The sequence below is a fragment of the Anaeromyxobacter dehalogenans 2CP-C genome, from assembly GCF_000013385.1.
GTDB lineage: Bacteria > Myxococcota > Myxococcia > Myxococcales > Anaeromyxobacteraceae > Anaeromyxobacter > Anaeromyxobacter dehalogenans_B.
This window is the reverse complement of the sequence record NC_007760.1, coordinates 3,659,307-3,683,697: the sequence shown is the minus strand read 5'-3', so window position 1 is coordinate 3,683,697 and position 24,391 is coordinate 3,659,307. Positions and strand designations below refer to the sequence as shown.

24 protein-coding genes are annotated in these 24,391 nt (G+C 66.3%); 16 read left to right on the top strand and 8 right to left on the bottom strand.

What is annotated here, in order from left to right:
- Positions 1–117: 117 nt before the first annotated feature.
- Positions 118–447: a helix-turn-helix transcriptional regulator gene (locus ADEH_RS23785; protein WP_081436925.1), complete on the bottom strand. Its 330-nt coding sequence runs from the start codon at positions 445–447 to the stop codon at positions 118–120.
- An 84-nt stretch (positions 448–531) separates the two neighbouring features.
- Here ADEH_RS23785 and ADEH_RS23150 point away from each other — a divergent pair, with 84 nt between their 5' ends.
- The 5 genes from ADEH_RS23150 to ADEH_RS16640 all read left to right on the top strand — a co-directional run bounded on the left by ADEH_RS23150 (position 532) and on the right by ADEH_RS16640 (position 7,718).
- Positions 532–1,770 (top strand): nucleotidyltransferase domain-containing protein, encoded by a 1,239-nt coding sequence (locus ADEH_RS23150; RefSeq protein ID WP_157061375.1) that lies wholly within the window; start codon positions 532–534, stop codon positions 1,768–1,770.
- 30 nt (positions 1,771–1,800) lie between these two features.
- Positions 1,801–2,298 (top strand): SLATT domain-containing protein, encoded by a 498-nt coding sequence (locus ADEH_RS23145; RefSeq protein WP_011422276.1) that lies wholly within the window; start codon positions 1,801–1,803, stop codon positions 2,296–2,298.
- 130 nt (positions 2,299–2,428) lie between these two features.
- Positions 2,429–3,886: a nucleotidyltransferase gene (locus tag ADEH_RS22605; protein WP_011422275.1), complete on the top strand. Its 1,458-nt coding sequence runs from the start codon at positions 2,429–2,431 to the stop codon at positions 3,884–3,886.
- A gap of 212 nt (positions 3,887–4,098) precedes the next feature.
- A complete protein-coding gene (locus ADEH_RS22830) occupies positions 4,099–5,946 on the top strand; it encodes an ATP-dependent nuclease (RefSeq protein ID WP_011422274.1) in 1,848 nt (615 codons plus the stop codon).
- On the top strand, positions 5,943–7,718 hold the full coding sequence (locus tag ADEH_RS16640; RefSeq protein ID WP_011422273.1) for an ATP-dependent helicase: 1,776 nt from the start codon (positions 5,943–5,945) through the stop codon (positions 7,716–7,718). Before ADEH_RS22830 ends, ADEH_RS16640 begins: the two co-directional genes overlap by 4 nt.
- A gap of 44 nt (positions 7,719–7,762) precedes the next feature.
- Here the strand turns inward: ADEH_RS16640 and ADEH_RS22825 are convergent, their stop codons facing one another.
- The 3 genes from ADEH_RS22825 to ADEH_RS16625 all read right to left on the bottom strand — a co-directional run bounded on the left by ADEH_RS22825 (position 7,763) and on the right by ADEH_RS16625 (position 10,603).
- A complete protein-coding gene (locus tag ADEH_RS22825; RefSeq protein ID WP_011422272.1) occupies positions 7,763–8,131 on the bottom strand; it encodes a helix-turn-helix transcriptional regulator in 369 nt (122 codons plus the stop codon).
- Between the two features lie 556 nt (positions 8,132–8,687).
- Positions 8,688–9,698 (bottom strand): alpha/beta hydrolase, encoded by a 1,011-nt coding sequence (locus ADEH_RS16630; RefSeq protein WP_011422270.1) that lies wholly within the window; start codon positions 9,696–9,698, stop codon positions 8,688–8,690.
- Positions 9,698–10,603, bottom strand: a complete 906-nt coding sequence (locus ADEH_RS16625) for a LysR family transcriptional regulator (RefSeq protein ID WP_011422269.1) — start codon at positions 10,601–10,603, stop codon at positions 9,698–9,700. The genes ADEH_RS16630 and ADEH_RS16625 overlap by 1 nt, the downstream gene beginning before the upstream one ends.
- A gap of 207 nt (positions 10,604–10,810) precedes the next feature.
- Between ADEH_RS16625 and ADEH_RS16620 the strand changes: the two genes are divergently transcribed.
- The 9 genes from ADEH_RS16620 (at position 10,811) to ADEH_RS23140 (ending at position 19,199) form a co-directional block, all read left to right on the top strand.
- Positions 10,811–11,698: an aldo/keto reductase gene (locus ADEH_RS16620; RefSeq protein ID WP_011422268.1), complete on the top strand. Its 888-nt coding sequence runs from the start codon at positions 10,811–10,813 to the stop codon at positions 11,696–11,698.
- A 32-nt stretch (positions 11,699–11,730) separates the two neighbouring features.
- Positions 11,731–12,492, top strand: a complete 762-nt coding sequence (locus ADEH_RS16615; RefSeq protein ID WP_011422267.1) for an SDR family oxidoreductase — start codon at positions 11,731–11,733, stop codon at positions 12,490–12,492.
- Positions 12,492–13,304: an SDR family oxidoreductase gene (locus ADEH_RS16610; RefSeq protein WP_011422266.1), complete on the top strand. Its 813-nt coding sequence runs from the start codon at positions 12,492–12,494 to the stop codon at positions 13,302–13,304. The genes ADEH_RS16615 and ADEH_RS16610 overlap by 1 nt, the downstream gene beginning before the upstream one ends.
- 14 nt (positions 13,305–13,318) lie before the next feature.
- Entirely contained in the window at positions 13,319–14,473 is a 1,155-nt protein-coding gene (locus ADEH_RS16605; protein ID WP_011422265.1) for an aldo/keto reductase, read from the top strand.
- A gap of 35 nt (positions 14,474–14,508) precedes the next feature.
- Positions 14,509–15,504: an aldo/keto reductase gene (locus tag ADEH_RS16600; protein ID WP_011422264.1), complete on the top strand. Its 996-nt coding sequence runs from the start codon at positions 14,509–14,511 to the stop codon at positions 15,502–15,504.
- 209 nt (positions 15,505–15,713) lie between these two features.
- The gene (locus tag ADEH_RS16595) at positions 15,714–16,724 is read left to right on the top strand and encodes an alpha/beta hydrolase (RefSeq protein WP_198133792.1); all 1,011 of its coding nucleotides are present in this window, start codon (positions 15,714–15,716) and stop codon (positions 16,722–16,724) included.
- Positions 16,725–17,111: 387 nt separating this feature from the next.
- Complete coding sequence (locus tag ADEH_RS16590) at positions 17,112–18,305, top strand: (R)-mandelonitrile lyase (protein ID WP_198133791.1); 1,194 nt, start codon at positions 17,112–17,114, stop codon at positions 18,303–18,305.
- A gap of 232 nt (positions 18,306–18,537) precedes the next feature.
- Positions 18,538–18,888: a hypothetical protein gene (locus ADEH_RS16585; protein WP_011422260.1), complete on the top strand. Its 351-nt coding sequence runs from the start codon at positions 18,538–18,540 to the stop codon at positions 18,886–18,888.
- Positions 18,885–19,199 carry a helix-turn-helix domain-containing protein gene (locus ADEH_RS23140; RefSeq protein WP_011422259.1) on the top strand — a complete coding sequence of 105 codons (315 nt, stop codon included), beginning with the start codon at positions 18,885–18,887 and terminating at the stop codon, positions 19,197–19,199. Before ADEH_RS16585 ends, ADEH_RS23140 begins: the two co-directional genes overlap by 4 nt.
- 533 nt (positions 19,200–19,732) lie before the next feature.
- Here ADEH_RS23140 and ADEH_RS16575 read toward each other — a convergent pair.
- Genes ADEH_RS16575 through ADEH_RS16565 form a run of 3 tightly spaced genes read right to left on the bottom strand, consistent with a single transcriptional unit; the run spans position 19,733 to position 21,648 of the window.
- Complete coding sequence (locus ADEH_RS16575; RefSeq protein WP_011422257.1) at positions 19,733–19,975, bottom strand: Atu4866 domain-containing protein; 243 nt, start codon at positions 19,973–19,975, stop codon at positions 19,733–19,735.
- Between the two features lie 34 nt (positions 19,976–20,009).
- Entirely contained in the window at positions 20,010–20,861 is an 852-nt protein-coding gene (locus ADEH_RS16570; RefSeq protein WP_011422256.1) for an SDR family oxidoreductase, read from the bottom strand.
- A 52-nt stretch (positions 20,862–20,913) separates the two neighbouring features.
- Entirely contained in the window at positions 20,914–21,648 is a 735-nt protein-coding gene (locus tag ADEH_RS16565; RefSeq protein WP_011422255.1) for an SDR family oxidoreductase, read from the bottom strand.
- 101 nt (positions 21,649–21,749) lie between these two features.
- Between ADEH_RS16565 and ADEH_RS16560 the strand changes: the two genes are divergently transcribed.
- Together ADEH_RS16560 and ADEH_RS16555 are read left to right on the top strand one after the other, a co-directional pair.
- Positions 21,750–22,643, top strand: a complete 894-nt coding sequence (locus ADEH_RS16560; protein WP_011422254.1) for a LysR family transcriptional regulator — start codon at positions 21,750–21,752, stop codon at positions 22,641–22,643.
- Positions 22,644–23,128: 485 nt separating this feature from the next.
- Positions 23,129–23,698 carry a class I SAM-dependent methyltransferase gene (locus tag ADEH_RS16555; protein WP_232287308.1) on the top strand — a complete coding sequence of 190 codons (570 nt, stop codon included), beginning with the start codon at positions 23,129–23,131 and terminating at the stop codon, positions 23,696–23,698.
- 71 nt (positions 23,699–23,769) lie between these two features.
- On the opposite strand, the gene ADEH_RS16550 is transcribed toward ADEH_RS16555, so the two are convergent.
- Positions 23,770–24,225, bottom strand: coding sequence for a Spy/CpxP family protein refolding chaperone (locus ADEH_RS16550; protein ID WP_011422252.1), 456 nt, complete (start codon positions 24,223–24,225; stop codon positions 23,770–23,772).
- Positions 24,226–24,391 lie beyond the last annotated feature (166 nt).

The following is a 24,391-nucleotide window of genomic DNA, read 5'->3' as shown; positions in this document are numbered from 1 at the left end:
TCCTCACCCGATGGTTCGCTCCGAGCAGGAGGCGGCCGAGATGCGACGGGGTGCGGCGGGGCCGGCCGTGGACCCAGCTTGACCGCAGGCGAGAGGAGGATCGGAATGCCTAGACGGCTACCTTCCTCGGTAGGCAGGCCAGTCGGGTGCCACGCGAATCGCTCCGGACGACACTCTCACGGATGGGATTCGTCCCTCCGCCACCAGCCGGTACACGGTTGCCCTGCTCACACGGAGTCGCTCGGCGACCTCGCGGATGGTCGGGAGGCGGGACGTACCGAGAGTAGCTGTGCCTGAATGCCGACCCGAGAACGCCCCGCGTGCAGTTGCGGACGTCCATCCGTCACGAGCCGCACGGCCGTCCCGTGTCACTCCCGCCGTGTACTCTCGCAGGACGCGCGCGTGCCGCGTGCAGGCGGGGACCGAATGCGAATGGCTTGGGACCATTGGCTGAGCAGCGCTTGGCCTGAGTTGATCTCAGGCAAGCGAGTGCACGTGCCTGAGTGGCTACCCCCTCCGGACTGGGGCGGCATGCAACGTGCCGAGAACGCTTGGGTCCGCGCGTTCGACGATGGGCGGACGTTGGTGGTGACACAAGCAGCACCGAACGGTTCGAAGTTCGTCGCGGAGGTCTGGATGCCGACCCGCTTCGAAGCGGCGCTCCGGAGGGCGAAGGAGTGGGCCTCTGAGCACCCCATCGCAGCCGTACTGGTCGGCGGGATTCTCGTGGTCGCCTTCGTCGTCCTCGTAGCCGGCGTTGCCCGTGCTGCGGAGCGGCAGAGAATCGAACCCGAGCCGGACGGCTGCGGTCCTCGGTCGCTGCCGGACCCCAAACCTGCGGCCCAAGCCACTACTCGCAGTGCAACCAGCGCCGACGCTGACGCGGCGCGCGACGGGATCTCGGCTCTGTTTACCGAACTGCTTGCTTCCATTCAGCCCACTGATGCTGACTTCGGCAGGGCGCAATCACACGCGAATTCGATTGAGACAGCGCTGAGAGAGTCCTTTTCGGTTAACAGACTGTCGGTCGTCGGGAGCCACTCCCGTGGGACTGCCGTAAGGGCGAGCAGTGATGTCGATTACTTCGCCGTCGTCGCCCGCGACGACGTGCGGTGGGGCGACGCCTACACCAGTTCGGAGACCGTACTGAAGAACGTTCGAATCGCTCTTCAGGACAAGTTCAAGAACACGGAAATTAGGAGAGACCTTCAAGCCGTGGTCGTGAGGTTCGCAGACGGCGAAGATCCTGTCGACGTCGTTCCCGCCGTGTTTCTCGGGATGTCGGCCAATTCTAGACCGCTGTATCGGATCCCGAACGGAAAGGGAGGGTGGCTCGAAACAAGTCCGGAAGGCCACAACAAGTACATTCACGATGCGGACAAGAGAAGCGGCCGGAAGCTTAGAGGTACTGCACTGCTCCTGAAGCACTGGCGCAACTGTCGCGCTACCGCCGTTCCGATTCAGTCCTTCCATCTCGAGCTGCAGCTTGCCGCCGCCGGCGTGTGTCGTGTTGGGATGACCTATGCGGAATGCATCGCCGCCACGCTGGAAAGGTTTCATGTTACTGGTTGTCAGCCTATCGCCGACCCGCTCGGCATTTCTGGCGAAGTGCCCGCTTGCTCTACGGATGCAAAGAGGTTGGCAGCGGTCGACGCGATCAGATCAGGCCTCGGCTTTGCCACGGACGCTCTGGCTTCCGAACGCGCCGGCGACCTGGTGGCGGCCAGGCGCGCATGGCGCCGCTTCTTCAATCGAGCGTTCCCTGCATAAGGCCGAACCTTTCTGCGTGGGGTAATCATAATGGTTGATGGACTCAGAGATGCTCTCGTTCGCGAGGCGAAGCGTGTCGAGGAGGACTGCGCCTATTCTTCCAAGGCCCATTACAACGCTGCGGATGCTTGGAGCTACGCCCATCTGTGCATCGGCCTGCCTGCGGCGTTCGCCTCTGCAGTAGCAGGGGTGTCAGCGCTGAAGAGCCATGAGGCGCTCGCCGCGGGTCTAGCAATATTCGTGGCTGCCCTGACGTCCGTAGGTACGTTCCTCAACCCAGAGAGACGCGCCAACTCGCATCGACTCGCCGCTGCAGCGTTCCACGAATTGAGGAACAAGGCCCGTACCTTCTACGAAATCGACGCGGCGGCCGTCGCTGACGACTCACGTGCGACCAAGCTACTCAAGGAGTTGAGCGGGCGACGTGATGACCTGAACCGATCGAGTCCAGGAATTCCTAGGTGGGCGTTCGAGCGCGCGCGAAAAGGCATTGAGGCGGGCGAGGCGACGTACAGCGTCGATGTGTAGGATCGCTGCCAAGCGGTCGCGAAGATTCCGCGCTTGTAGGCGGCGCGGCGAAGCTGCCCGAGTTTCGGAGTCGGCAGGTGGGCGCAGCCGGCCGAGTTCTGGGATCCGGAGCCTGGAAAGGTAGTAGCGAATGGCGACGCTGAGTAGTCGAAATCAGGAATTCCTCGGTACGCTCCTGAGCGAAGTCACGCAATCTTTGGACATCCCGGAGCCACTTCGGAATCAGGCCGTCGAGAGATACGAGGCGGTTGGTGCTTGGCTGGCGACCGAGGACTCGGAACTCCAGCCATTCCAGCCCAAAGTCTTCCCTCAGGGGTCATTCCGGCTCGGGACCGTTGTGCGGCCGATGAACCGAAACGGCGCCTACGACATCGACTTGGTCTGCGAGCTCCTAGTCGCGAAGGACGAGATAACGCAGCGCGACGTGTGGTCGCTTGTCGGCGGCCGTCTAAAGCTGAACCCAGAGTTCGGCGCATTGACAGTGCCATCGACTCGGTGCTGGACGCTTGACTGGTCGAAGAGCTTTCACATGGATGTGCTTCCATCGATTCCGAACGTAGAGGCACAGCCCACGGGTATCTTGTTGGGCGACAAGAAGCTGGCTCAGTGGCAGAAGAGCGATCCGATCCGGTACGCGGACTGGTTCAAAGAGCGTATGCGCGTCGCGCTGAGGGAAAGGAGGGCGGCGCTCGCGGAGTCCCTCGGGGCGAGCGTTGAGGACGTTCCGGAATGGCGGGTTCGGACGCCGCTGCAGCGGGCTGTCCAGGTGTTGAAGCGGCACCGCGATCAGACATTTAGCGGGGAGGAGGATCAGAAGCCGCTGTCGATCATTCTGACCACCCTCGCCGCGCTGTCGTACGACAACGAGCCAGATCTGGTCGATGCGCTAATCGCGATCGTTGAGAAGATGCCCCAGTACATCCAGGTGAGGGACGGAAAGTTCTTCGTCATGAACCCGGCGGAGCCAAGCGAAAACTTCGCAGATCGCTGGAACGAGGACCCGAAGCGGCGCCAGGCGTTCCTGAGCTGGTTGAATACGCTGCGGACAGACATTTCGGAATGGGTGCACTCCACCGAGTTGAAGAAAGCATATCCGCTACTTGAGCGAGGGCTCGGGAAAGAAGAGATTACGCGTGCTGCAAGAACGGCCGAGGAGCGGTTCGGGATGGTGTCTACGGCGAGTACGCTTGCCGCGGCCGCTCGGTCCCAGGGTGAAGATATCCCTCATGCGCAGGTGCCGCCGTGGCCCCTGATACTCGGGTCGAACGCCCGCCTGTCTGCGGCGGTTCACCGCAGTCGAGGAGGACCGAAGATCAGCGAACTCGCCGACCAGTTGCTGCCCAAGCACGTGAGCATTCTTTTTCAGCTGGAAACAGATGTACCTCCGCCGTGCGACGTTTACTGGCAGGTCGTGAACACCGGATCGGAGGCCGCTGCGGCCAAGGGGCTCAGAGGAGGTATCGAGCTCGGAGCCATGTCGAAGTGGGAGGATACCAAGTATCGCGGAACTCACTGGGTCGAGGCGTTCGTTGTGAAGCGGGGGGCGTGTGTTGTGAGGACCGGGCGACGGCTTGTGCGGATCTCATGAGGACCAGTGCTTCTGCCCGAGCAAATCGCATATGTCCCAGGGTCCGCAGACCTCGCGCACGCTTCCGCAGGCCAAGAGGACGCGTAGTGCGCGACACGCCTCGCTGCCGCCTCTCATCGTGTGCGCAGCAGGAGTGACCGAGTAGGGTAGTTTCGGGACAGCGTCATGCCCGCGGAGTACGCTGATTCAGGCCCGCAAAGGCTTGGGGGATAATGTACCTGTCGAGCTTGCAGCTGACGCGATTCCGGTCGTTCCGCGACGGGACCGTGTACTTCGACGAAACACTGACGGTGCTCGCCGGTGAAAACAATTCCGGCAAGACGAATGTACTCGAAGCGCTTCGTCTTCTGACTCCGCCCAGCGATGGACGCGTAGTGAGGTGGCCCGAGCCACGCGACATTACGAGAGGCTTCGAGTCATTCTCGATTCGAGGTACCTACTCTGCGCTTGATGATCGGCAGCGCGGCTCGTTTCTCACATGCCTGCGTGGCCCAACGTCGGACTCAGCCTCGCTCGGCCTCCAATATGCGGAAGTGCCTGGGAAGCGAAGGGGGGAGCGGAGTCGGGTGGTGGGGCCTCTCGATGCACCGGAGATCGAGCCGAAAGCTAGGGAACTCGTCCGACACGTACACCTGCCCGCGCTCCGAGACGCGTCACGCGAACTGGCCTCGAGCGCGCCTGGGAGGATTGAACACCTCCTGCGCCGGACTGCTACGGACGAGCAGCGAGAAGCACTTGTCGCGAAGGCGAGGCAGGCGCTAGAGCTGCTCAAGGCAGACCCAGTCATTGGGGCCGCAGAAGCGCAGGTGCAGGAGGGGGTGCGCGCACTCACGGCGGGGGTTCACCCGCATGAAGCGCATCTCGGGTTCGCGGACCCGACTCTGACTGACCTCGCGCGCGACCTGCGGCTCCGGCTCGGACTCGCTGGAATGCCTGCAGCGGATCTGTACGAGTCGGGTCTTGGTTACGCGAACGTGCTGTTCCTTGCGCTCGTTGTCGTCGAACTTGCGAATACGGCGGATGCGGACCTCACGCTCTTCCTCGTAGAGGAACCGGAAGCACACCTGCACCCTCAGCTTCAGGCTGTGATGCTTGAGTATCTGCGGGATAAGGCGGAGGAATCGCAGCGGAGAGCGAGGAGTCCCGGGGAATACGCGGGGCGTATCCAAGTCATCGTATCAACGCACTCACCTCACCTCACGTCGGCAGTGGGATCCAAGAAGGTGGTGATCCTTAGGACGCAAGCTGGGCCCGACGTTTCGCCCGAGGTGGCGCCCGCTGGTGCTGCGGGCAGGGGCGGGGAGGCGGCGTCAGCGTCCTCGTTCTCGGCAGCAGTATCGCTCGCGCAGATCCGGTTGCGAGAAGACGAGCGCGAGAAGATAGACCGCTACCTCGACGTTACCCGCTCTGCGATGCTTTTTTCGCGCCGGGTACTATTGGTCGAGGGCATTTCTGAGGCGCTGCTAATCCCCGCATTCGGGAAGGTTCTCTACAGAGGAAAGTCTACTGAACTCGCGCGCCTGACCGCCTCAACGATCGTGCCGATCAGCGGCGTCGATTTCGAGCCTTACGTTCGTCTCCTGCTCACTCCTGATCCTGGGAGCGGCAAACGCGTCGCAGACCTCGTGGTCGTCCTCACCGACGAAGACCCCGCATCCGAGACAGCGAAACAGGAAATCGATCTTGAAGGCGCGGGCGGCGTTCAGCGCCGGCGAGCACTGAAGGAAGTCTCCGAAAGCCTTGAGGCCGCGGACCGGCTCTCGGTCCAGCTTTCGCCGATCACCTTCGAGGCGGCCTTGCTCGGCAATCCACCCAGCGTGCAAATGGAGCAAGTGCTGCGTGACTCGTTCCTTGCACTCAGGCCGAGGTCCGCGTTGCTGTGGGACCGTGATGTAGCGAGTTCTCCCCCTGGACACCGAGGTGCCTGCCTAGTGCGGCGACTCAAGGACTCTGGAATTGGGAAGGGCGACTACGCTCAAGAGATCGCACGCCGCATAACGCCACAGGTGCCGGTGCCGTCGTCGGTCGAGGCGGTCTTGAGTGCGCTCGTCACGTTATGACGTTCGCTGCCCTTACGGCAGAACAGGAAGCCGTCGTCCTAAGCGACAAGACGGTGTTCGTTACGGCATGCCCCGGAGCAGGAAAGACGAGGGTGATCGTCGAAGCTTTCCTTCGTGAGGGAGGGCGGGCTCAGGCAGCTCATGGGGTGCTGGTCCTATCTTTCAGCCGATGTGCTGCCGACGAAATTCGGAAGCGCTGCGTGCGCGAAGGGCGCGCCAGTGCATTCGAGTATCCGCACTTCGTAGATACCTTCGATGCGTTCGTCAGCCGATTCCTCGTGGCGCCGTTCAGGAACAGATGGTGTCCCGGCAGGCCGGTCACGTACCTGGATTCTTGGGATCGGCTTGGAGTGAAGGTTCATCTTCGTCTGAAGAACGCGCCGCCGCCGATTCCTCTGAGCGCGTTCGAGCTCAAGGACGTCGACGCCGTCGCCCTCCAGCCCCGAAACGTGGAGTACGCGTTTCGGAAGGCCGCAGCGCAGCATCTGGACGCGCTCAACGCAGAGGCCAACGCCCTCAGAGGGAAGTTGTTGGCTCGGGGCTACATGACGTGCGCGGACGGACGGGCGCTCGCTCTGAGTCGCGTGCGAGAGGCGCGCGGGCAGCCCGTTCTCAAGGCGATTGCAGCTCGGTTCCCCGTCGCGATTGTCGATGAGGTGCAGGACTGTAATAGCGCCGATCTCGAGATACTAGAGCGGCTGATGGCTGCGGGTGTTCGGACTCTCGCGGTCGGAGATCCGAATCAGGACATCTACCGATTTCGTGGGGCTGACGGACGGCGCGCAGCGAGGCTCTTCGTAAGCGCAAGCCAGCTTTCGTTGACTGGGAATCATAGGAGTACCGAGAACATCTGCAGGTTCGCATCCAGTGTAAAGCTCGCCGCTGGGTCAGACACGGCTGTCGGTAGATACGGGGCTGAGGTTTCGCCGGTTGTCGTCCTTGGTTACGAGCCGCCCCTCGACGCCGGTCTCGGCGACGCCTTCGTTGTGCGGCTGCGAGCCCTCAGAATCAGCGCCGAGGATGGGGCGGTGTTGGCGTACCAGGAGGCAGACGCCCTCGCAGCGGTCGGAAGAACCAAGGACGCTGGAGCCTCACGCGTAGCGAAGCTCGCCTCTGCGATCGAGGTGTTCAGATCGGCAGCGCCCAGACCTGCGGACTTGCTCGCAGCGACTGAGCACGCCGAAAGCCTTCTACTGGCGAAGCACGGGCTCAAGTGCAGCTCGGCCCTACCGAAGGAGGTCGCGCAACGGAACGGCATCGATTCAGTTGCCCTACGGACAGAAGCCTTGCGCATCCTGTGCTCGCTAGCGAAGGAGTCCATTGGGATCGGCGACGCATCCTGGCTCGAACGTGCTCGGTGTGCGCTTGACCGTGCGGACATGCTGCTGCCAACGGGCACCACGTGCGCCTCCGGGCAAGTGCTGAAGAAGGCAGGTAAGGAGTGGCGGGTGCCTGAGGCGCCGTGCGAATTTCGCGGCACCGCGACCACCGTTCACGCGGCGAAGGGACGCGAGTACCCAGGTGTCATGGTCGTGCTGCCGCCCGGGAAGCGCACGAAGCAACTGTTGGACGAGTGGGAGACCCGCCAAGACTCGGAGGGGAGAGCGGTTCTTTACGTTGCCGCGACGAGGGCGCAGCGGTTACTTGTGCTCGCGGCACCGAATGAATACGCGTCTCGCGTCTATTCCCTCGCTTCACGAGACGGCGCCCATTGCGTACTCGACCCCATCGCGCGCCAAGGCGTTGAGGAAGCCGTTCTAGTGGAGGCGTAGCAGACCGGATGTGTTGACCGCACTTTCCGCTGGCGCCCGGTTGCCTAGGATGCCGCGACGATTCGGATGGCGCCGGACGAGACCCTGATGCTTGCGAGCGCCCCTTTCGCGACCAACCGGTACACGGTCGCCCTGCAGACCCGGAGCCGTTCAGCGACCTCGCGGACGGTCAGGAGGCGAGTCGCACCGAGAGTACGCTGTGCCTGAAACGTGACTGAGGCGGCCGGTCGGGGCCGGCTAACCCGGTCTGTATCGGATCGCTCGCCGCAGCCATCCTCAGCAGTTTCGGGCACATCGGGCGCCGTCGGATCGGAGCCGACCGTATCGGATCCCGGCGGTGAGCCTTCGGGACCAAGGGGTCGCAGGTTCAAATCCTGTCTCCCCGACTCAATCAAGGCCGCGGGATTGCTCATGAAACATGAGCAGCTCCGCGGCCTTCTTCTTTTCGGCGCCTGGATGGCGCCGGACGCGCGCCGCCGGAGGAGCCGGTTACTGGGTGCGACGCCAAGCGCCAAGCCGCCGGATTCATTTAAGACAAGGCGCGCACTAAGGCCCGACCACTTGGCTCGAAGTACGCGGGGTGCCGTGCCCGTTTTCGCCAAGGAATTCGGCGAAATCGCTGCGCTTCAGGTGCCGCGCCTTCCAGAGATGAGCCATGGGGCCGACCGCCTCACGGCGAAACGCGCCCTTGTCGATCGCACACGCGCCGGTCACTACGACGTGGCGCGCGATCGTCGCGAGAGTCCCGGTCGCGGCGCTCGACGCGTTCGCAGCCGCCGCCGGGGTGTGGGCTTGATCGGGCTCGGCGGACAGGTTGAGTACGCCACGGACTTCACGGTGCGTGCTGCGCTACCGAACTCAGCGGGGCTCACGCGCGGATGTCGAGGCCCCCTTCGATGTCGCCCGACGGGCCGTCCAGCCGCTGAAACCACGGAACCGGGACCGCGATGATTGCCGGTTCGTCCAGGTTCAGTTCTTCTTCCGCATGAACCCCTCCCAGAACCGGGTGGCGTCCCCGATCCATCCTTCGGCGCTCGTGCCGACGCCGGGTCCGAACCCATGGCCGAGATTCGGATACATGCGGTACTCCACGTCCGTTCCGGATCGACGCAGCGCCATGGCGCGCCGCTCCATGAGGGATGGAGGAGCGATGCCATCTCGATCGCCCACGACCACGAACGTGGGCGGCTCGTCCGACGAGTGGTCCAAATGCGCCGTGTACGCCATCACGACGACGGCCGGCTTCGGAAGCTTGCTGCCACCATACGCGGCCACGCCGTGCGATCCGATGGCAGCCGCCATCCTCGCTCCGGCCGAACTGCCCCAGAGCGAGTAGTCGGACGCGCTGACGCCGAGCCTCTTCGAGTTCTCGAAGATGTACGTGAGCGCGGCGGCCAGATCCTGGGTGGCGACCGTGCCGCCGTGTCCAACTCGGTACCTCAGCACGAACGCGTTGTACCCCCTGCGGCTGATCTCCGCGGCGTAGGGAAAGCCTTCGTGGACGCTGCCGACGTAGGAGAACCCGCCGCCCGGACAGATCACGGCGAACGGCGCGCCGGGCCGTCCACGAAGGAAGAACAGGCCCGTCCGCTCTCGCTCGGGCTGCTCCCGCCGCTGGGCCTCGGTGTAGAAGCGGTAGAAGACGGTCTTGCCGCCGCCGACATCGTCGATCATGCGGTTGAGAGCGCTCGTCACCGTCTCCGGATCGACATGGCTGTGGTAGGGGAGCAGCGAGCCGATGGCCGTCAGCGGCATGTGCTCGTCGTAAGCGCGGTCGTCCCACGGCAACAGCAGGTCGCCAAACCCTGCGAACGCCGGGTGGTTCAGGAGATCTCGCAGGCTGCTGCGAGGGGTGAGATGACTGCCCGTCCTTCCACCCACCTCGATCTCCCTCGCCAGTCCACGAACCGGCGCCAGCACGAGCAATGACGCAACCAACACGATCGCGGCGGCGGCGCCGCGTCTGGTGTCGCGTCGCATCACGGCTCCTTCGTCGCAAACTCCCTGGCCACGTCGATGAAGAGGCGCAACGGTCCAGAGCGCTGCGCCCGGCTCGGGAAATATAGGAAGAACCCAGGAACCGTCGGCGCGTACTCCTCGAGCACGCGCACGAGCCGCCCGGTGCGCAGCTCCTCCCTTACGGCAGGCTCGAAGGCGTACGCGAGCCCCAGCCCTTGCTCCACCAGGGCGAGCGTCAGCCGGCGGTCGTTCGTCACGACGCTGCCTCGGACCGGCACCCGCCAATTCCTGCGACCACGCTCCAGCTCCCACGCGAACAGCGCTCCGCTCGACGGGATGCGGAACGTGAAGCACTCGTGCCGCAGCAGGTCCTCGGGGCGCCGGGGTGTGCCGTACCGCTCGACATACGAGGGGGCCCCCACCACGACGAAGCGGAACGCGTCGGTGAGTCGCACCTGCACCATGTCCCGCTCGATGGCCTCGTGCAGGCGTACGCCGGCGTCGTAACCATCCGCGACGATGTCCACGAAGCGGTTCTCGACGACGATCTCCACCTCGACGCGCGGGTGACGGGCGCGGAAGGCAGCCAGCACGGGGGTGACCACGTACGGCACCGCGACCTCCGGCACGGTCAGCTTCAGCCGACCCACCGCCTCCCCGGGCTGCGCCGACACCTCTTGCAGCGAGGCGAGCGCCTGTCCGAGGCCCGGTCCGGCGCCTTCCAGCAGCCGTCGCCCCGCGTCCGTGAGCGCGACGGTACGTGTCGTCCGGGTGAAGAGCACGACGCGCAGCTGATCCTCGAGCTGACGAACCGACTGGCTCACGGCCGCCGGTGAGACACCGATTTCGCGTGCAGCCGCGCTGAAGCTCCTGGTGCGGGCCGCCACGAGGAAGGTCTGGAGCTGGGGCAGAAGCGTCGTCTTCATGGAGTGGCTCGGAGGTGGGGAAGGGAGCCCGCTTCCCGGCCTCGTAGAGCGTAGCGCGTTTGCGGGGGGGGCGATCTTCAAGCACAGCTTAAAAGCCCATTCCCGTCTCGCGTCTACTGCCCGGCGGACGCGGGGGCTAGGTTCCTTTCGGTCAGCGCGAAGCCTCGAGCCGCCGCGAGAAGCCGCGCACCCGAAAGGAAACCCGATATGAGCGCAAAGAGTCCCTCCATCACTCTCAACAACGGGGTCCAGCTGCCGGTCATCGGGCTCGGCGTCTTCCAGAGCCCGCCGGCCGAAACCGCGGGAGCCGTCGAGGCCGCCATCGCGACCGGCTACCGGCTCATCGACACTGCCGCCGCGTACGCCAACGAGCGCGAGGTCGGCGAGGGCCTCCGTCGCTCCGGCGTCGGGCGCGACGAGGTGTTCATCGAGACGAAGGTCTGGATCAGCGACTACGGGTACGACGCCACACTGCACGCGTTCGACAAGAACGCCCGGAAGCTCGGTGTCGACCAGCTGGACCTGCTGCTCCTCCACCAGCCGCTGCCGTCGGCGTTCGACCGCACCCTCGAAGCGTACCGCGCGCTCGAGAAGCTACTCGCAGACGGCAGGGTGCGCGCTATCGGCGTCAGCAACTTCATGCCCGAGCACCTCGAGCGGCTGTTGAGCTCCGCGTCCGTCGTGCCGGCCGTGAACCAAATCGAGGTGCATCCCTTCTTCCAGCAGAAGGCGCTGCAGCGCGTCCACGCCAAGCACGGGATCACGACGCAGGCCTGGTCGCCGATCGGCGGGATCACCGCCTATCGAGGCCTCGAGAAGAACTCGTTCGCGGACCCGAAGCTACTCGAGATTGCGCGCGAGCACGAGAAGTCGGCAGCCCAGGTGATGCTGCGGTGGCACCTGCAGCACGGCCGTTCGGCAATCCCGAAGTCCGTCAAGCCCGCCCGCATCGCCGAGAACTTCGCCGTGCTCGACTTCGAGCTCACGCGGGAGCAACTGGCGGCGATCGACGCGCTCGACACCGGCGTCCGCGGCGGACCCGAGCCTGAAACCATCACCCTCGAGAGCTACGGCAGGCCGATCCCCGAGGCGTGACTCCACCGCGGCATCAGCGACAGGAGCTCGACATGAACGGACACGTGAACGGCACCAACATCTCGGGAAAGGTCGTCATCATCACCGGCGCCAGCAGCGGCATGGGCGAGGCGGCGGCCCGGCATCTCGCAGACCGAGGCGCGATCATCGTGCTCGGCGCCCGTCGCGTGGACCGCCTGGAAGCGCTCGCGGGCGAGATCACGAGGGACGGCGGCAAGGCGCTCGCCCTCGCCACCGACGTCACCGACGCCGTGCAGGTCCAGCGCCTGGTCGACGCGGCCGTCGAGCGCTTCGGGCGCGTCGACGTCATGCTCAACAACGCGGGGCTCATGCCGCACTCGCCGCTCGAGCGCCGGAAGATCGCCGACTGGGACCGTACCATCGACGTCAACATCAAGGGCGTCCTCTACGGCATCGCCGCCGCGCTGCCGCACATGCAGCGGCAGAAGAGCGGCCACTTCATCAATGTCTCGTCCGTCGCGGGCCACCGGGTCGGTCCGGCGGGAGTGGTCTACTCCGCGACGAAGACCGCGGTGCGCGTGATCTCGGAGGGGCTACGGCAGGAGGTGAAGCCCTGGAACATCCGCTCCACGATCATCTCGCCGGGCGCGGTCGCGACGGAGCTGCCCCAGAGCGTGACGGAGCCGGACGTCGCGCAGGGCATCGCGCAGTTCTACAGAGAGTACGCGATCCCTCCGTCCTCGTTCGCTCGCGCCGTCGCGTTCGCGATCGAGCAGCCCGAGGACGTGGACATCAACGAGATCCTCTTCCGCCCGACTCGGCAGGAGCTGTGATGGGCACGCGAGCAGGAGACATCGTGACCGAAAACCGGGGGACCGTGCTGGTCGTCGGCGCGACCGGCAGCATCGGGCGTCTTGCTGTCGCGGAAGCCATCCGCCAAGGGCATGACGTCCGGGCCCTGGTGCGGAATCCCGGCCACGTTCGTCAGCTCCCGTCGGAAGCGCAGGTCGTCCGTGGCGACCTCACCCGGCCCGACACGCTGGCGGCGGCGGTCGACGGAGTCGACGCGATCGTGTTCACCCACGGCTCGACGGGCGGCAAGGGTGGGTTCGAGAGTGTCGACTACGGTGGCGTGCGGAACGTGCTCCGCGCGCTCGGGTCGCGGCGGGTGCGCATCGCGCTCATGACGGCCATCGGGGTCACCAATCGTGAGGGCGACTACAACCGCAGCACCGGGGCCCCTGACTGGAAGCGCCGGTCGGAGCGGCTCGTGCGCGCCAGCGGATTGCCCTACACGATCGTGCGACCCGGCTGGTTCGACATGAACGGTCCGGGCCAGCATCGGCTCGTCCCGCTACAGGGAGACACACGCCACGCCGGTGATCCGAGCGACGGTGTCGTTGCGCGCCGCCAGATCGCGGAGGTCCTGGTGCGCAGCCTCAGCTCGCCAAGTGCAGTGCGCAAGACGTTCGAGCTCGTCGCGACGACGGGACGGGCTCCAGAGGACGTCGACGCGCTGTTTGCGTCGCTCGATGCGGATCCTCCGGGCGCGCTGGACGGCGTGCGTGACATCGCCAACATGCCGCTCGAGAGCGAACCAAAGCTCGTGCGCGACGACCTGAACGTTCTGATCAATCGGCACTGAGGGAGCCGCGGCACATGGCATCGAAGAGCAAGACCGAAATCGGACGCCGCTCCTTCCTGCTGTCGGCTGGAGTGCTCGCGGCCGCGCCGCTTCTCGGTGGTGCGGCCGCGCAGAGTCCTGCGCAGCCTCCGGCGCGCAGGCAGGCCGCACCGTCCGCGATCGGCCGGCGAAGGCTGGGGTCGCTCGAGGTCTCCAGCGTCGGGCTCGGCGTCCAGAACATGAGCCGCACTTACCAGACGACGATCCCGACCCGCTCCGAGATGCTCAGCATCATCAGGACCGCGTTCGACCGGGGCGTCACGTTCTTTGACGCGGCCGAGGCGTATGGCCCTCACGAGGTCGAGCGCATCCTTGGCGAGGGCGTCGCGCCGTTCCGCGACAAGGTCGTGATTGCATCCAAGTTCGGCTGGAACATCGACCTCGAGACGGGTGAGCGTCGGCCAGGGCTCAACAGCAAGCCAGAGCACATCAAGCTCGCCGTCGAAGGAATGCTCAAGCGCCTCAGGACCGATCGCATCGACATCCTGTACCAGCATCGGGTGGATCCGGAGGTTCCGATCGAGGACGTCGCCGGGGCGGTCAAGGACCTGAGGCAGCAGGGCAAGGTCCTGCACTGGGGCCTCTCGGAGATGGGGGTCAACACGCTGCGCCGGGCTCACGCCGCGCTGCCGGTCACCGCCGTCCAGAACGAGTACTCGATGCTCTGGCGCGGCCCCGAGAAGGAAGTCATTCCGATTTGCGAGGAGCTTGGGATCGGCTTCGTGCCGTGGAGCCCGCTCGGAGTGGGGTTCCTCACGGGAGCGATCGACGCGAATACGCGCTTCGCTCAGGGGGACATCCGCGGCGTCGAGTCCCGCTTCTCGCCGGAGAACCTCCCGCAGAACCTGGCGCTGGTCGCGCTGCTCAGGCGCTGGGCAGCGCGAAAGGGTGGGACTCCCGCCCAGGTTTCGCTGGCCTGGCTCATGGCGCAGAAGCCGTGGATCGTGCCGATCCCCGGAACGACGCAGATGGCGCACATGCTCGAGAACATCGGGGCCGCTCAAGTGCGCATCACGCCGACCGAGCTCGCCGAGCTGAACGGAGCCGTGTCGGCGGCCCAGATCCGCGGCGCACGGCTCCCGGATCAAGTGCTGGTCTTCTCAGGGGTGGAGGCGCCCTCGGCGAAGTGAGTCGGGAGTACATGGTGCCAGAACGGAGAAGCGAAATGGACAAGCGCGCGCTGGGGAAGAGTGGACTCGAGGTGTCGTTGATCGGCTACGGTGCCATGGGGCTGAGCCACGGCTATGGGCCGGCCAGCGACAAGCAGCAGGCGATCGCGCTGCTCCGCGCGGCGTTCGACCGGGGAGTGACGTTCTTCGACACCGCGCAGATCTACGGCCCCTTCACGAACGAAGAGGTCGTGGGCGAAGCGCTCGCGCCGTTCCGCGACATGGTGGTGATCGCGACGAAGTTCGGCTTCGCCTTTGACTCCGACGGTAAGCCGACCGGCGCGCTCGACAGCCGGCCCGAGTCCATCCGCGGGACGACGGAAGGCTCGCTGAAGCGCCTCGGCGTCGAGACGATCGACCTGCTTTACCAGCACCGGGTCGACCCGAACGTCGCGATCGAGGACGTGGCGGGGACCGTGAAGGAGCTGATCTCCGAGGGCAAGGTGAGGCACTTCGGGCTCTCGGAGGCCGGTGTCGAGACGATCCGGCGCGCGCACGCGGTGCAGCCGGTCGCGGCTGTCCAGAGCGAATACTCGCTGTGGTGGCGTGAGCCCGAGCAGGCAGTGCTGCCGGCGTGCGAGGGCCTTGGCATCGGCTTCGTCCCATTCAGTCCTCTGGGGAAGGGGTTCCTCACCGGGAAGATCACCGACACCACGAAGTTCGAAGCCGGTGACCTGCGCGGCACGACGTTCCCGCGCTTCACGCCCGAGAACATCAGGGCGAACCAGGCGTTCGTCGATTTCGTCAAGCAGGTCGCAGCGCGGAAGCAGTGCACACCAGCGCAGATCGCGCTCTCCTGGGTGCTCGCACAGAAGCCATGGATCGTGCCAATCCCTGGGACGACGAAGCTGCATCGCCTGGAGGAGAACCTCGCCGCGGTGAACGTCGAGCTTTCACCCGACGACCTCCGCGACATCGACGGCGCGGCTTCCCGGATCACCGTTCAAGGCATCCGGTATCCCGCGCACATGCAGGCGATGGTGGACCGCTGACGCGAAGGCCTCGGAGCTCTCGCGACCAGAGGAGCATGGAGAGGAACGGGACAGAAAGGTCGCTCTTGGTCGCCGGGGGCGACCGTGGCATCGGGTTGTGACGTACGCAGTCGGCTGCGCCAAATGGAAGTTGCTGACAGGTCAACGAGAGGATTTTCCAGATGGGAAGCACTTGGAAGGCCACCCTTTGGGCGGCGATGGGAGTGCTCATGGCTGGCAAGGTCGGGGCGGCGGATTACAAGCAAAACCCGTTCACCTTGGTCTACGAAGGTGCGATCACCAAGAATGAGCCGGGCAAGGTCAACATCCATCCGGTCACGTACAAGCTCAATAACCTGGATATCTCGGCCAACGTCTACACGCCGGCAAACTACGACCCGTCGAAGCAATACCCGGCGGTCGTCGTGGCGCACCCCAACGGCGGAGTGAAGGAGCAGGTCGCGGGCCTCTATGCCCAGCGCCTCGCGGAGCAGGGCTACATCACGATCGCCGCGGATGCGGCTTATCAAGGCGCGAGCGGCGGCCAGCCCCGCAACGTGGACAAGCCCGCATACCGCATCGAGGACATCCACGGGATGGCGGACTTCATCGCCCGTTATCCGGGTGTCGATGTCGCGCGCCTGGGGTTGCTCGGCATCTGTGGTGGCGGCGGCTATTCGTTGAAGGCGGCGCAAACGGACAAGCGCTTCAAGGCCATCGCGACGCTGAGCATGTTCAACTCCGGGCGAGCGCGTCGCAACGGCTACAACGACTCGCAGCTGTCCACCATCCAGGTACGCCTGCAGCAGGCCTCGGACGCCCGCGCCCAGGAGGCAGCCGGCGGGGAGATTCTCTATTCAGGCGACGCCAACCTGACCGATGAGCAGATCGCCAAGTTGCCGTTCGACCTGTACCGGCAGGGCTACGAGTACTACTGGAAGACGCACGCGCACCCCGGCTCGACGTTCAAATACACGACGAGCAGCTTGCTGGATCTCATGAGCTTCGATGCCACCGACCGACTCGAGCTGCTCGACAAACCCTTGCTCATGATCGCGGGCAGCAAGGCCGACAGCCTGTACATGACCGAGGATGCGTTCGCGAAGGCCACCGGCACGAAGAACAAGGAGCTTTTCAAGATCGACGGCGCCACGCACATCGAGACGTACTGGGTCCCCAAGCATGTGGACGCTGCGATGAACAAGCTGACGGAGTTCTTCGGAAGGTCCCTCAGGAAGTGATGCTCATGCGGACCCGATCTTCTTCCTCGTCGAATCGGCTGTGGCTCGCCGCGTCTCTCCTCGGGGCGAGCGCTTGCGTGAGAGCCGCGCGAAGCGACGGGCCGGCCTCGACGCTTCCGGGATCGCCCGGGCTGCTTCTAACTGGCGCGTTCGAATCGAGATGGCGCGGATGTGCCGCGACGCCGTCAACCGGGCACGGGGGCGACGTCTCGCTCGTTCATCCCCCGGACCTCGGAATCCGCGGGAACACGCACTTCATGTTCTCGGATCTGAACAACCCCCAGATCGCGGACCTGCTCTCGAGCTTCCTCGCCCAGAAGCACCTGGATTGAGAAGGCTCGGACCGCCCGCGAAGCGGGAGCGCGGCATATGACGAGATCGCTCAGGATGCTTCCGCCACTCGTCCTCTTGGCGATGGCGGTGTTCGTGCACGGGTGCGCGCATCAGCAGGCGACTTCGAGAGGAACGACCGTGACAACTGACGGGCTGAGCGTCAAGCAGCAGCGGCTCGTGGCGATCGCCGCCTTCACAGCCAACGGCAACCTGCCGAAACTGAGCACGGCGTTGGCCGGAGGGCTGGATGCTGGCTGGACCATCAACGAGATCAAGGAGGTCCTCGTTCAGCTGTACGCTTACGCGGGGTTCCCGCGCAGCTTGAACGGGCTCAACACGTTCATCGACGTCCTCGATGACCGGCAGCGAAGAGGCATCACCGACGAAGTGGGCCGCGAACCGAGCCCCATGCCGGCTCACAAGAGCAGCATCGAACTCGGAACCGAGATCCAGACGAAGCTGGTGGGAGGGCCTGCGACGGGCCGATACGTCGCATTCTGTCCGGGCATCGATGCCTTTCTGAAAGGGCATCTCTTCGGAGACATCCTGGGCCGCGACAACCTGGACGTGCAGAGCCGAGAGATCGCCACCATCTCGGCTCTGGCCACTCTCGAGGGGGTCAATCCCCAGCTGACGTCCCACTTCAACGTGGGCCTCAACACCGGCCTCACCGAGGCGCAGCTGAGGGGCGTGACCTTCGCCATCGACGACGCCGTCGGGAAGGCTCGTGGAGACAACGCTCGCCACCTGCTGGCGCAGGTCATCGGCAAGAGGCCGGGCATGTCGCATCCGGACACCGTGCTCTCCACCGGGCGCGGCTCGTCAGCCGAGGCGCGGATCAGCATCCGCGTGCGCCAAGAACAGCTCGTCGAGAGCGCACCTCTGGAACACTTCAAGGGCACGGTTCGAATCCGGCGGCTCTTCCAGGCCAGCGATCCAGCGCGCGCATCGGGCGCCTCGGTCACGTTCGAGCCTGGCGCTCGGACGGCGTGGCACGCCCACCCGTTGGGCCAGGTGCTCGTGGTGACCGCCGGAACGGGCTGGGTTCAGCAGCGGGGGGAGGCGGCCAAGGCGATCAGGGAGGACGACGTCGTGTGGATCCCTCCGGCGGTCATGCACTGGCACGGAGCGACGACGACCACCGCGATGACGCACATGGCCGTTCAGGAGCGACTCGACGACAACACCGTTGAGTGGATGGAGCAAGTGAGCGACGAACAGTATCGCGCGGCCGAGCAGACGCGCTGAGCCAGGCAGATCCGCGGTGAAGGTTCTCTTCACAGCCCATGCGTCTTCCAACGGTTCTCTCGCCTCGCGCGTGCGAATGCTTCCGGGTGGTCGACCATGATCCGCCACGGCGGCACAGCGGTTCGACGTGTCGGTGCTGCGGAGAGCCCTCGGTCTCCAGAAGACAGCGCGGCGGTGACGCCCCCTTGCGCCGCGTGGGCATACGACTTAGTAGTATGGTAGGCTCGTCGCGGTGAGACGGCTGTTCGTGGAGTCGCGCGGGTTCAGCGAGGACCGGAGGCGCCTCGAGCGTGTCCGGGAGTTTTCGCACGATGACATGGTGGCGCTGGAGCAGAGAATCCTGGCAGACCCCGAGGTCGGCGACCTCGTGCCGGGTACTGGCGGCCTGCGGAAGGTCCGGGCCGCGCAGAGCGAGGTCCGGCGCGGCAAGCGCGGCGGGGTCCGCGTCTACTACCTGGATCTCCCGCGGCGCGGCGTCACGCACTTGGTCGCGATCTTCGGGAAGCGCGAGAAGTCGGACCTCTCGAGGGCAGAGCGACAGGCAGTCGCCGCGCTCGTGCGCCAGTTGAAGGAGGAGCCATGAAGAGGAAGGGAAGGACCACGTCCGCGTTCGCCAAGATCAAGGCAGGGCTGGAGGACGCGATCGCCTTCCACGCTGGGGACCGGCAGCTCACGGTTCGTGACGTGGAGCTGAAGCCGCCGGCCCCGATGGGCGCGAAGGAGGTGCTCGCAGTCCGGACCCGGATGCGCGTCTCGCAAGCCGCTTTCGCGCGAATCCTGAACGTCAGCCCGAGGACGGTGCAGGCGTGGGAGACGGACGCCCGTCGTCCCTCCGATGCGGCGCTGAAGCTTCTCGCCGTTGCCAAGGCGCATCCGGAAGTGCTGCTCGGCTGAGCGGCGTCTCCCCGGCGCGCCCTCGCTGCGCCGCGGCGACCGAGGCGCACGGACGGTGCATGTTCTCGCGCCTGAATGGCGCCGGAAACCGTGAGGCTCCTCGTACGCTCGGTGCGCGCTATGCGCGGGACGCGCTCTGCTACGACCGCAGTGGTTACGCGCGAGTAGCAGTCGATGCGCCGCATGGCAGACGGTCGCGATCGGCCATGCCGCCCTTCGGGACCAAGGGGTCGCAGGTTCAAATCCTGTCTCCCCGACTCAGAAGGCCGCGACTTCGCACGGGAAACCGTCGGGTCGCGGCCTTCGTCGTTCCTGGCTCCTTCTTCGCGGGTAGAAGCCGGCGACCTTCCGCTCGCGGCCGGACTTCGGGACCGTGAGGCGCCCCTTCCCACCCCGACCGCCGGACCGTGAGGGCGCCGCGCTTCAGGTCCACGTCCGGGTCGAACGACCGCTGCCGCGTCGCGCGCCACAACGGACGGTGGGTGCGTATCACGCGCCGACCCCGGTGCCGGCAACCTCCTCGATGGTGGCGCTCAGGGCTTCACCCGACACAGGACCATGCCCGCATGGTGGAGCACGCCGTTCATGAAGTCGCCGTCCGCGGTGAAGCCGGTATCGTCGACGTAGTCGATGTGATCGCCCGTCAGCGTGTAGCGCCCTTGGTAGGCGCTCTTCCGGTCGCCGCGTGCCTCGTCGTAGCGGCCGTTCGGCAGGAGCTCGTGGCGGACGTAGCCGTCCGCTGTGACCCACATCCCGACGTACTTGTTCTGGTCCATGCGTGAACCTTGGTCCGTTTGATCCCGGCGATCGCTAGAGCCCTTCGGGAAAATCGGTGGCCGCCGAGGCTTCTCGCCAAGCATCGAGATCCTTCCGGATGCCGGACATCTTTGCTTCGGCGAGCTGGTTGGCGATCTTGCCGGCGAACAGGTGCAGCGGCGGTTCGGCTGCCACGACGGCATCGATGATGAGCCGAGCGACCTTCTCGGGATCACCTGCCTGCTTCCCATCGAGCTGGTTGAGGTGAAGGTCGAGAGAGGCCCTTGCCTCGGTGTACTCGTCGATGCTGTGCTCGGCGACGGCCAGGCTGCCGGTGGAGAGGAAATCGGTCCGCACCGGTCCGGGATAGACGACGGTCGCCTTGATCCCGAGTTCAGCGACTTCGGCTGCCAGGGACTCGGTAAGGCCAGCGAGTGCGAACTTGGTCGCGGCATAGCTGCTCCAGCCCGCATAGCCGCCCTGGATGCCGACGATCGAGGCGATGTTGACGATATGACCCGAGCGCTGGCGCCGCATATGGGGAAGCGCGTGCCGCAGTACCTGCAGCGGCGCGAACACGTTGACCTCGAAGTTCCGGCGATACTCGGCATCGCTGAGCGCCTCGACGGTGCCCTGCTGGCCGTAGCCGGCGTTGTTGACCACGACGTCGATGGCGCCGAAACGCTCGACCGTCGCATCGATCGCGGCCTTCACGCTGGCCGCGTTCGTGAGGTCTGTCTCCAGAGCGAGCAGGCCATTCGCTTCCGGAGAGCTCTTCTCGAGAGCCGCTCTGTCGCGCGACGTGGCCGCGACGCGGTGCCCGTCGGCCAGGAGAGCGTCGGCGAGGATCCGGCCGATGCCCTTGGAGGCTCCGGTGATGAACCAGACTCTTGAAGTGTTGCTCATCGCATGACTTCCTTTCGCGCTGAACGTTGACGATGCGCCGATGCGATTCTCCTCAGGCCAGGCTCGCCGTCGGGCGGACGATGATCTCGCTCACGTCGACGGCGTCCGGCTGGGCGATCGCCCAGGCGATGGCCTCCGCGACAGCACTCGCGGGGATCGCGACGCGGCGGAAGTCGCGCATCGCGGCCACCGAGCCCTCGTGGGTGATGGTGCTCGCCAGCTCGGACTCGGTGACGCCCGGGCTGATGGTCGTCGCGCGAACCTTCGTCGTCTCCTGACGGAGGCTGTCAGTGATGGCGACGACGGCGTACTTCGTCGCGCAGTAGACGGCGGAGCCCGGGAAGGTGACGTGCCCACCGATCGAGGAGACGTTGACGACGTGCCCGGACCCCTGCGCCTCCATCAAGGGGAGGGTCGCGGCGATGCCGTGGAGGACGCCTCGAATGTTCACGTCGATCATCCGGTTCCACTCGTCGACCTTCAGCGCCGAGAGCGGCGAAAGCGGCATGACCCCGGCGTTGTTGACGATGACGTCGACGCGACCGAAGCGCTCGCGTGCGAAGGCCACGAATCGCTGCATGTCCTCGAGGCTCGTCACGTCGAGCGCGCGCTGGTCGGCCTGGCCACCGGAAGCGAGGATCTCGGAGGTGATCGTCCCGAGGCGTTCGGTGCGCCGCGCGCCCAGGAGGACCCGCGCGCCGCGCTCCGCGAGGAGACGCGCGGTCGCTTCACCAATGCCGCTGCTCGCTCCCGTGATGAGGACGACCTTCTCGATGTTGGCGCTCATGGCTTCACCCGTATTTGTGCTGGTCATGCGCGTACCCTACGCATCGACGCGCCGCAGAACGAGTTGAGAATAGTGGATTCACTCGTTATATTCGTTAAACAATGCGCAGCGACCTCGCGGCCCTCGAAGCGTTTCTTGCCGTCGCCGACAACCGGAGCTTTCGCGCGGCCGGGCAGGTCCTCGGCGTCACGTCCTCCGCAGTCAGCCAGGCGGTGCACAAGCTCGAGGAGCGGCTCGGCGTGCAGCTCTTCGCGCGCACGACCCGGAGCGTCGCGCTGACCGAAGCCGGCGAGCACCTCCGTGCCGGTCTCCGCCCCGCGTTCGCTCAGATGCGCGAGACCGTGGACTCGCTCGGCGAGCTGAAGGGCCGCCCCGCTGGGCTCCTCCGCCTCAACGTGTCGTCGGTCGCGGAGGCCATCTTCTCCGAGGGCGTGCTGGCGGCGTTTCTCGCGCGCCACCCCGGCATCCGGCTCGACGTCGCGGTGGACGACACCGGCACCGACATCGTGAAGGAGGGCTTCGACGCGGGCATCCAGCTTGGAGAAGTGATCGCTCAGGACATGGTGGCGGTGAACGTGACGCGGGAGGAGCGGCAGATCGTCGTCGCGTCGCCGCGCTACCTCGCCGCCCACGGCGTGCCGAGGCGACCGCGCGACCTGCACAAGCACGCGTGCATCGGCTGGCGCGTGTACTCACGCCCTGCGCCGTATCGCTGGGAGTTCACCTCGAACGGTCGCGAGATCGAGGTCGCGATCGAGGCCCGCGTCGACACGAACGAGATGGCCGTGATGGTGCGTCTCGCGCTCGATGGCGTTGGCATCGCGGCCGGGCTCGAGCGCACATGGGCGCCGCACCTCGCGAGCGGGAAGCTCGTCAGCGTGCTCGACGAGTACTGCCCGCCATTCTCGGGGTTCTTCCTCTACTACCCGCGCCGGACACGCGTCCCGGCCAAGCTCCGCGCGTTGATCGACTTCCTCAAGGAGCGAAGGAACTGAGGTTGCGCTGTGCTCGAGCCTCTTGACGCACTGGCTCGCGCCGATCGGCGGGTGAAGCGCTCACGATGAAGATCGTTCGGCGGCGGGCCTGCGCCTGGCGGCGCTCGTGGGCTCGTTCACCCCGACCCGCCGAAATGCTCGCGAAGAAGAGCAGCGCCCCGGCACCAATGCCCTGCTGAGCCGCTGAAGCATGCGCTTGGGTTCGCCAGTCGCAAGGTGCGAAACAGGAGCTGCTTCAGCCTGATCCGCCGCCTCTTCCCGCACGTGATGTTGCCCGAATGCTTCGGCGCGGCGGAGAGGAGCCTTGACCACGCCGGCCCCCGCTGCTGAAGGGGTTCGACCGAGTGCATGGGCAGGGACGGACATCCTCCTCTCTTCGGGAGCAGCGCGCCCCACGCCCGCCGCCTATCTCCCGGCAGCGGCGTATAGAGGACCGACCGCCGCCCGAGAGGTGCGCGATGGGCACTTCGTACCGCCTGGCATACTTGATCGGGTTCACGCCCTGGGAAGACCAGCCGCTGCCGCCGGAGCTTTCGGCGCTCGTCGAGGGGCTGCGCGCGCGTCCTCCGGGCCGGGCGCTCGATCTCGGGTGCGGGAGGGGGGCGCACGCCGTCTACCTCGCGAGCCACGGGTGGAAGGTGACTGGCGTGGACCTCGTCCCGGCAGCGCTGGCGAAGGCGCGCCAGAGGGCGACGGACGCCGGAGTGGACGTGCAGTTCCTGGACGGCGACGTCACGCGGCTCGACACGCTCGGGCTCTCGCCGGGCTACGACCTCCTCCTCGACGCGGGCTGCTTCCACGGGCTCTCGGACCCGGAGCGAGCGGCCTACGCGCGGGGCGTGACGGCGCTGCGTGCGCCGCGCGCGGCGATGCTGCTGTTCGCGTTCAAGCCGGGGTGGCGCGGGCCGGCGCCGCGGGGGGCGAGCGCCGAGGACCTCACGTCGGCGTTCGGGCCGTCGTGGCGGCTGGTGCGCTCGGAGCGGGCACGGGAGTCACGGCTGCCGCTCCCGCTGAGGAACGCGGACCCGCGCTGGCACCTGCTCGAGGCGGCCTGAGGGGACGACGTCCGCGGGCCGGCGGCGCCGTCGAGCGGCCGGGGAGGAGCCTGTCTCGGCCGCGCCCGCGCTCACGCGGCCGCGCGACCCATGCGCCCGCAGCCGTGCCGCCGCGGCCCCTCGCGCAGGAGGATGGCGAGGCGCTCGCGCTGGGCCGGGTCGAGCACGTCGTGGACGCGCGCGATCGCCTCGGCGACGCGGGCCGGGAGCGCCACCGCGCTCGCGAGCCGCGCGTCGATCGCGTCCCGGACGTGCGCGGCGTCGAGCGAGGGCGCCACGAAGAGGTCGGCGAGGTCGCCGCGGAGCGGGTGCGCGTCGGCGCGGAGCGCGAGGAACGCCTGGGAGAGCGCGTCGAGCTCGGCGCGGACGGCGCGCTCCTGCTCCGGCGAGGCGCCGATCCGGCGAAGGAGCCAGCCGGCGCGCGCGCCGCGGTGGTGCCGCCACCGGCGGAACGCCACGACGCGGACCAGGCCGGCGAGGAAGAGGACGACGACGGCGCCGAGGGCGCCGGACAGGAACGAGTTCATGGCGATGCCTCCGTGATCTTCACGGAGGGCATGATGCGGAGCCGTCGTGTACGCAGCGCGTCGCGATCGTGAAGAAGGATGAAGCGGCTCCCGCACCAGCCAAGAATGGACGTGCCGATCGGGCCCGCCCTCTCGCCACGACGCTCGGCGCTGATCGCTTCGAAGT